The sequence below is a fragment of the Streptomyces sp. NPDC060209 genome, from assembly GCF_042728155.1.
GTDB lineage: Bacteria > Actinomycetota > Actinomycetes > Streptomycetales > Streptomycetaceae > Streptomyces.
Genome location: NZ_JBHWZS010000391.1, coordinates 1 through 7,160, shown reverse-complemented (window position 1 = coordinate 7,160; position 7,160 = coordinate 1). Strand labels below are relative to the sequence as shown.

General features: G+C 70.1%; 7 protein-coding genes. 1 reads left to right on the top strand and 6 read right to left on the bottom strand.

Annotation, left to right across the window (positions count from 1 at the left end; genetic code table 11):
* Positions 1–33: 33 nt before the first annotated feature.
* The gene (locus ACFWFI_RS39170) at positions 34–873 is read right to left on the bottom strand and encodes an SDR family oxidoreductase (RefSeq protein WP_387400140.1); all 840 of its coding nucleotides are present in this window, start codon (positions 871–873) and stop codon (positions 34–36) included.
* Between the two features lie 92 nt (positions 874–965).
* Between ACFWFI_RS39170 and ACFWFI_RS39165 the strand changes: the two genes are divergently transcribed.
* Positions 966–1,343, top strand: coding sequence for a winged helix-turn-helix transcriptional regulator (locus ACFWFI_RS39165; RefSeq protein ID WP_387400137.1), 378 nt, complete (start codon positions 966–968; stop codon positions 1,341–1,343).
* Positions 1,344–1,582: 239 nt separating this feature from the next.
* Here ACFWFI_RS39165 and ACFWFI_RS39160 read toward each other — a convergent pair whose 3' ends face one another.
* The 5 genes from ACFWFI_RS39160 to ACFWFI_RS39140 all read right to left on the bottom strand — a co-directional run.
* Positions 1,583–2,344: a hypothetical protein gene (locus ACFWFI_RS39160; RefSeq protein ID WP_387400134.1), complete on the bottom strand. Its 762-nt coding sequence runs from the start codon at positions 2,342–2,344 to the stop codon at positions 1,583–1,585.
* A 158-nt stretch (positions 2,345–2,502) separates the two neighbouring features.
* Positions 2,503–3,561 (bottom strand): LacI family DNA-binding transcriptional regulator, encoded by a 1,059-nt coding sequence (locus ACFWFI_RS39155; protein ID WP_387400132.1) that lies wholly within the window; start codon positions 3,559–3,561, stop codon positions 2,503–2,505.
* Positions 3,546–5,222 (bottom strand): glycoside hydrolase family 13 protein, encoded by a 1,677-nt coding sequence (locus ACFWFI_RS39150; protein ID WP_387400129.1) that lies wholly within the window; start codon positions 5,220–5,222, stop codon positions 3,546–3,548. Before ACFWFI_RS39150 ends, ACFWFI_RS39155 begins: the two co-directional genes overlap by 16 nt.
* A 98-nt stretch (positions 5,223–5,320) precedes the next feature.
* Positions 5,321–6,199 (bottom strand): sugar ABC transporter permease, encoded by an 879-nt coding sequence (locus ACFWFI_RS39145; RefSeq protein ID WP_387400126.1) that lies wholly within the window; start codon positions 6,197–6,199, stop codon positions 5,321–5,323.
* Positions 6,196–7,160: carbohydrate ABC transporter permease (locus ACFWFI_RS39140; protein WP_387400124.1), on the bottom strand; the 965-nt coding region annotated here is incomplete at its 5' end. The genes ACFWFI_RS39145 and ACFWFI_RS39140, both read right to left, overlap by 4 nt.

Here is a 7,160-nt window from a genome sequence, read left to right as displayed (position 1 = left end):
GAGGCTGCCCGGGCGCTTCAGCTGAGTTGTGCCTCAGCGAAAAGCGGCGATGCTGCGGGCGACCCAGTTGCTGAAGGGGCGCGGAGCGCGACCGAGGACTCGTTCCACGTCCGAGCTGATCCGCAGTTCGACGGGGTTCGGGGCGGAGATGATGTCCAGGGTGTCGTCGGCGAGCTCCGGCGGCACGAACTGGGTCATCGCGGCTTTGGCCTCCTCGCGGGTGAGTTCGTGGAACCGCACCGGCGAGCCGAGCGCGGCGGCGATGGCCTCCGACTGCTGACGGGGCGTGATCACCTCGGGACCGGTCAGCTCGAAGATTCCACCGTTGTGCCGGTCGTCCAGCAGGCAGGCCGCCGCGACCTCGGCGATGTCCGCCGGGTCGACGATCGGAACCCCGACATCGCCGAAGGGTGCGGCGACCGTCCCTTGCGTGCGGACGGACTCCGCCCACGCCAAGGCGTTGGAGGCGAAGCCGCCCGGTCGCAGGACGGCCCAGTCCAGGCCGGACTCTCTCAACGCGTCCTCCACCGCGCGCATCGCGATCCGCGACGGGCCGAGCGGCCTGGTCGCCACGCCCTGCGAGGACAGCAGGACGACTCGGCGGACCCCGCTGGCAGCAGCCAGGTCGATAATGTCGGTCGGCCTGGCTTCGGGGGCGTGCAGGTCGCCGGACAGCAGGAGGAACAGCGCCTTCGCCCCCTCCAAAGCGGGGGTGAGGCCCTGCGGATCGGCCAGGTCGGCCGGCACGTGCCGGACCCCGTCCGGCATTGCCACCGCGCGCCGTGACACCGCCGTCACCTGCTCGCCCGCCTCGGCCAGGGCCTGCGTCAAAGGCTGGCCCACATTCCCGGTAGCCCCGGTCACCACGATCATGTTCAGCTCCTAGTCCGTTGTGCACTGCGGCAATTGACGCTAGGAGGCAGGCTTACTTTTCGTAAGAGCATACCCAGAGGTAAGCTCCGGACATGACAGAAGGCGCGCAGCTGACGCAGGCCGAGGCGGGCAATCGGTATGACGTGTTTCACACCGACTGCCCTGCGCGCGACGTGGTCGACCACGTGACCAGCAGGTGGGGTATCTGGGTGCTGATCTCCTTGCGGAGCACCGACCTTCGGTTCTACGAGCTGCGCGACAGCATCCAGGGCATCAGCGAGAAGATGCTCGCTCAGACACTGCGGGCACTGGTCCAGGACGACCTGGTCTGGCGGAAGGTCGAGCCGACGACGCCACCCCAGGTCACCTACGGGCTGACTGAGTTCGGCCAGGACGTCGGTGCGCCGCTGACGGACTTGTTCGACCGGATCACACAGCGGCTGGCAGCCGGCGGGGCGTCCGCCACGTAGCGGCTGAGCGCAACAGGTCAAGCGAATCAGCTGACCCCCAGGCCCTCAATACCCCCAGCACGGGCCGGTGGCAGAGCCGGTGGCAGAAAGGCCGCGCCACCAAGACACGGTCCGTGGAGGGCCTGTCCCACGTGTGGCTCACTCCAACGAGTGAACAGGCTGCCCAGCCAGCCCCAGTTCCATGGCCGATCGGCCACGGAATGGCCGGCGGCTCACCGGCCGGCACGCGAGACGGCGGCTCAGTAGGTGTGCCCCGGCCAGTGCGGGTCCTCCCAGCGGGCAGGCCCGGGGATGCCGAGCAGCCGTACCGCGTGGTGCATCTCCTCGGAAGCACCCTGGGAAGCGAGCCGTGCGGGGGCGTGCACGGCCAGCCAGGTGCTCAGCTCGCCGACCCTCTTCTCGTCGTGTTCCCAGGCGTACCAGGGGAGTTCGTCACCCAGCAGGTCGTACTCCCATCGGCCCACGGCCTCCACCAGCCGCCTGTCTGCCGTGGGGTGGGCCGTCCCGGCCCATACCCCGAGCCAGGGAGCCACCGTGCCCGAGGCCTCGGCGCACAGGGCGAAGACGTCGGGCGCCGGCACGGCGGCGTCGGGCGCCGTGAGGCTGTCGGCCCACCACGCGTGCAGGAACTCCTCCACGGCAGCTGCCTGGCCGACATGCCAACGCTGCCACCGGCCGCGCGCGAAGGACTGGCCGACGTCGCCCATGTCGAAGAGTGGTTCCACCTGTCCGTCGACAAGGGCTGCCGCGAACTGAGGCAGGATGCGACGCAGCACCGCCCCGTGATCGCTCCAGTCGGTCGCTTCCCACGTGCGCCGCAGCAGGTCCGGGTCGAGTTCCACATCCGGAGTCTTGAGCTGGGCGAGCTCGTCCTCGCTGCCCCAGTGGCACGTGCAGTTGACCTCGTCCGGGACGGCGGTCATCCCGCGGAAAGTGGCGGCGAGGTCGTGCAGCGCCGCTTCGAGGCGCAGGCGTGCTGGTGTCCGGTCGGGGTGAGTCATGGGCTGTCGCCTTCGGGACTCCGGAAGGTCGAACCGACCGAAGAGAGCTACGTTACCGGTCGCCGCCAGCTCGCTGCCACACCTGCCCGAAGCGGTACGCGAAAGGGGCCGGATCCCCCCTCCGGACCCGGCCCCTCGTCTCGTGTTCCCGCGCCGCCTCAGGCGCCGCGCACCGCCGCCGTGGACCCCCGCACCACCAGCTCGGGCTGGAACACGTACTCCGTGCGCTGCACGGGGCTCCCGCCGATCTCCTCCAGGAGCGCACCCACCGCCGCCGCCGCCATCGCCTGCACGGGCTGGCGCACCGTGGTCAGTGGCGGGTCGGTGAACGCGATCAGCTGCGAGTCGTCGAAGCCGACGACGGAGACGTCACGCGGGACGTCGAAGCCTCTCCCCCGCGCCGCCCGGACCACGCCGAGCGCCATCAGGTCGCTGCCGCAGACGATGCCGGTGCAGCCCGCGTCGAGCAGGGCGCCGGCCGCGACCTGGCCGCCCTCGACGCTGAACAAGGTGGAGCAGACGAGGAGTTCGGCCTCCTCACGGTCCATGCCCAGCAGCGAGACGGCCGCGTCGACGAAGCCCTCGCGCTTGCGCCGGGAAGGCACATAGCGCTGCGGCCCGATCGCCAGGCCGATCCGCCGGTGCCCGAGCTCGGCGAGATGACCGACGGCCATCCGTACGGCGGCCTGGTCGTCGGGCGAGACGAACGGGGCACTGATGCGTTCGTTGTAGCCGTTGATCAGGACGAACGGCACACCGCGTTCGGTGAGCGCCGCATAGCGCGCCGGGTCGGCCGAGGTGTCGGCGTGCAGCCCGGACAGGAACACGATGCCGCCCACGCCGCGCTCGACGAGCTGTTCGACCAGTTCGTCCTCGGTGGCGCCCCCGGGCAGCTGGGTGCAGAGCACGGGCGTGTAGCCGTGCCCCGCGAGCACCTGCTCCACGGACTGCGCGAACGCCGGGAAGATCGGGTTGGTGAGTTCGGGTGTCACCAGTCCGATCAGTCCCGCGCTGCGCTGCCGCAGCCGTACGGGGCGTTCGTAGCCGAGGATGTCCAGCGCCGCGAGCACCCGCTGACGCGTGGTGTCCGCGACGCCGGGCTTCCCGTTCAGCACACGGCTGACGGTGGCCTCGCTGACCGCGGCCTGACCGGCGATGTCGGAGAGCCGCAGCGCCGGTCCGGTCCTGGGTGCGGGGACGGTCACACCGTCCACCACACCGTGGTGTCCGCGGGCAGCTCGATCGTGGCGCCGTCGACGGCGACCGGGGCGCTGGCGAGCAGCAGGGTGCCGGGGGCGGCGATCCGCACCGGCGCGCCCGTCGTGTTGACGGTGCAGACGAAGCCGGGGCGGCCGAGGACGAGCACGCCCTCGGGTGCGTCCAGCCACTCGACGTCCGTGCCGGCGCCGAGGCCCGGGTGCTCGCGACGGGTGGCGATCGCGGCGCGGTACAGCTCCAGGGTGGAGCCCTCCGTGCCGGACTGCGCCTCGACGGAGAGCGCGCCCCAGCTGTCGGGCTGCGGCAGCCAGCTGCCGCCGTCGCCGAAGCCGTACGAGCTGCCCTCGCGGGTCCACGGGATCGGCACCCGGCACCCGTCGCGGAAGCCGTCCTGGCCCTCGGCGCGGAAGAACGACGGGTCCTGGCGGGCCTCGTCGGGCAGGTCGGTGACGTCCGGCAGGCCCAGCTCCTCGCCCTGGTAGACGTAGGCGGAGCCGGGCAGCGCCAGCATCAGCAGGGTCGCCGCGCGGGCCCTGCGCAGACCGAGCTCACGGTCGCCGGGGGTACGGATCTGGGTGCCCAGGCCCGGCGGGTTGGCGAAGCGGGTGGTGTGCCGGGTGACGTCGTGGTTGGAGAGCACCCAGGTGGTGGGGGCGCCCACCGGACGCATGGCGTCGAGCGAGGAGTCGATGACGGCGCGGAGCTCGGCTGCGTCCCAGGCGGTCGACAGGTACTGGAAGTTGAAGGCCTGGTGCATCTCGTCGGGGCGCACGTAGTTGGCGGTGCGCTCGACGGTGGGGGTCCATGCCTCGGCGACCGCGATGCGCTCGCCGGGGTACTCGTCGAGGATCGTGCGCCAGCTGCGGTAGATCTCGTGCACACCGTCCTGGTCGAAGAACGGCATGACATCGTTGCCCAGCAGTTTCAGCTGGTCGTGCGATCCGAGGTCCGGCAGACCCTCCGCCTTGACGAGGCCGTGCGCGACGTCGACGCGGAAACCGTCGACGCCCATGTCGAGCCAGAAGCGCAGGATGGAACGGAACTCATCGGCGACGGCCGGGTGTTCCCAGTTGAAGTCGGGCTGCTCGGGCGCGAAGAGGTGCAGATACCACTCGCCGGGGGTGCCGTCCGGGTCGGTGGTCCGCGTCCAGGCGGGGCCACCGAAGATGGACTCCCAGTCGTTGGGCGGGAGTTCGCCGTCGGCACCCTTGCCGGCGCGGAAGTGGTAGCGCTCGCGCAGGGCGGAGCCGGGGCCCTCGGCGAGGGCGCGCTTGAACCACTCGTGCTGGTCGGAGGAGTGGTTGGGCACCAGGTCGACGATGATGCGCAGCCCCAGGCCGTGAGCCTCGCGGATCAGCGCGTCGGCGTCGAGGAGCGTGCCGAACATCGGGTCGATCGCCCGGTAGTCGGCGACGTCGTAGCCGGCGTCGGCCTGCGGGGAGGCGTAGAAGGGGCTGAGCCAGACGGCGTCGACGCCGAGGTCCCGGAGGTACGGGAGCCGGGCGGTGACGCCCGCGAGGTCGCCCATGCCGTCGCCGTTGCCGTCGGCGAAGCTCCGCGGATAGACCTGGTAGATCACCGCGTCCTGCCACCAGCCGGTGCGGTGGCCCGGGGCGTCGTCGGACGTGCCGGTGGAGGGGGCAGCGAGGTGCTGGGTCATGTCGTCCCTGGGGTGTCTGGGTGGGGAGCGGCGCCGGGACCGGGTCGGGGATCCGGCGCCGCCGTGACGTTGCGTGCGGTCGTGCGGGACTGGGTGCGTCAGCCCTTGACGGCTCCGGCGGACATGCCGGTGACCAGGTGCTTCTGCGCGAAGAGGAAGACCAGTGCGGCCGGGATGGCGATGAGCACGGACGCCGCGGTCATCGGGCCCCACTGGGCTCCGTACTGGTTGACGAACTTCTGCAGTCCGCCGGCGAGCGTGAGGTTCTCGTCGCCGACCATGAAGGCGGAGGCGTACGCCACTTCGCCCCAGGCGGTGATGAAGGAGTAGAAGGCGGTGACGGCCAGGCCGGGCTTGGCCAGCGGCAGGATGAGCCGCCAGAACGTACCGAACGGCGTCAGCCCGTCGACCTGCCCCGACTCGTCGATCTCGTGGGGGATCGTGTCGAAGAAGCCCTTCATCATCCAGGCGCAGAACGGCACCGAGATGGTGAGGTAGGTGATGACGAGGCCCGCCGGCTGGTTGAGCAGCCCGATGGTCGACATGATGTTGTAGATCGGCACGATCAGGACGGCGACCGGGAACATCTGGGTGATCAGCAACGTCCACATCAGCCCGCGCTTGCCGGGGAAGCGGAAGCGGCTGACGGCGTAGCCCGTGGTGGCGGACACGAAGACACCGATGACGGTGGAGAGCCCCGCGACGATCACGGAGTTGCCGAACCAGCTCAGGAACTCGGTGTCCTTGATGAGGTTCGTGTAGTTCTCGAACGTCGTCTCTTTGAAGAAGTCCGTCGTCGTCGCGAACTTGGCGGGCTTCAGCGAGGTCAGCAGGACCCACAGCACCGGGAAGACCGCGATCACCGACGCGATGATCAGGGTGAGGTGCAGGGCCGTGGAGGCGAGCGGCGAGCGGTCGCCGCGCCGGCGGACCTTGGGGGCGCCGTGCCGTGCGGAGGTTGCGGTGGCGGTGGTCACCAGTTGTCTCCCTGCGTGCGGAGCACTCGCCGGTACACCATGGCGAAGAGCATCAGGAGTACGAGGATCAGCACGCCCCAGGTGGAGGACTGCGCGAAGTCGCGCGGGCTGATCTCGAAGGAGAATTTGTACGCCTGGGTGACCAGGATCTGGGTGGCCTCACCGGGTCCGCCGCGGGTCAGCAGGAAGATCACCGGGAACATGTTGAAGGTCCAGATGGTGGAGAGCAGGACCACCGTGGTGGACACCGGGCGCAGTCCGGGAAGCGTGATGTGGCGGAAGCGCTGCCAGGCGGTGGCGCCGTCCATCTCCGCGGCCTCGTACTGCTCCGAGGGGATCGACTGCAGTCCGCCGAGCAGGGCGACCATCATGAACGGGACGCCGAGCCAGACGTTGACGGCGATGACGGAGAACTTGGCCCAGGTGGGGTCGTTCAGCCAGGGTATGCCGTCGATCCCGGCGCCGCCGAGGACCTTGTTGAGCAGCCCGCGGTCCTCGTTGTAGAGGAAGCGCCAGGCGAACACCGAGACGAAGCCGGGGATGGCCCAGGGCAGGATCAGGGCCATGCGGTAGGCGGAGCGTCCGGCGATGCGGCGGTTCAGGATGTTGGCGAGCGCCATGCCCAGGCAGAAGGTGATGCCCACGCAGGAGACCGTCCACACCAGCGTCCAGCCGAGCGTGCCGAGGAACTGGGTACCCGTCAGCGCGTCGACGTAGTTGTCGACGCCCACGAACTCGTAGGTGGCGGGCAGTTCGTTGACACCGATGGACCGTGCGACGTTGCGCTCGTTGGCGTCGGTCAGCGACAGGTATATGCCGCGGACCAGCGGATATCCGATGATCACGCCGATCACGATCACGACCGGGGCGACCATGGTCCAGGCGTACCAGTGGACCGACATGGCCCGCCGGAACTTGCTCGGTGGTGCGGATTTACCAGTACCGCGGCTCCGGCCGCGGG

Excerpts from the sequence above, each read along its gene's own strand:
- ACFWFI_RS39150 (WP_387400129.1), bottom strand. The coding sequence starts at position 5,222 with ATGACCCAGCACCTCGCTGCCCCCTCCACCGGCACGTCCGACGACGCC.
- ACFWFI_RS39165 (WP_387400137.1), top strand. The coding sequence starts at position 966 with ATGACAGAAGGCGCGCAGCTGACGCAGGCCGAGGCGGGCAATCGGTAT.
- ACFWFI_RS39170 (WP_387400140.1), bottom strand. The coding sequence starts at position 873 with ATGATCGTGGTGACCGGGGCTACCGGGAATGTGGGCCAGCCTTTGACG.
- ACFWFI_RS39160 (WP_387400134.1), bottom strand. The coding sequence starts at position 2,344 with ATGACTCACCCCGACCGGACACCAGCACGCCTGCGCCTCGAAGCGGCG.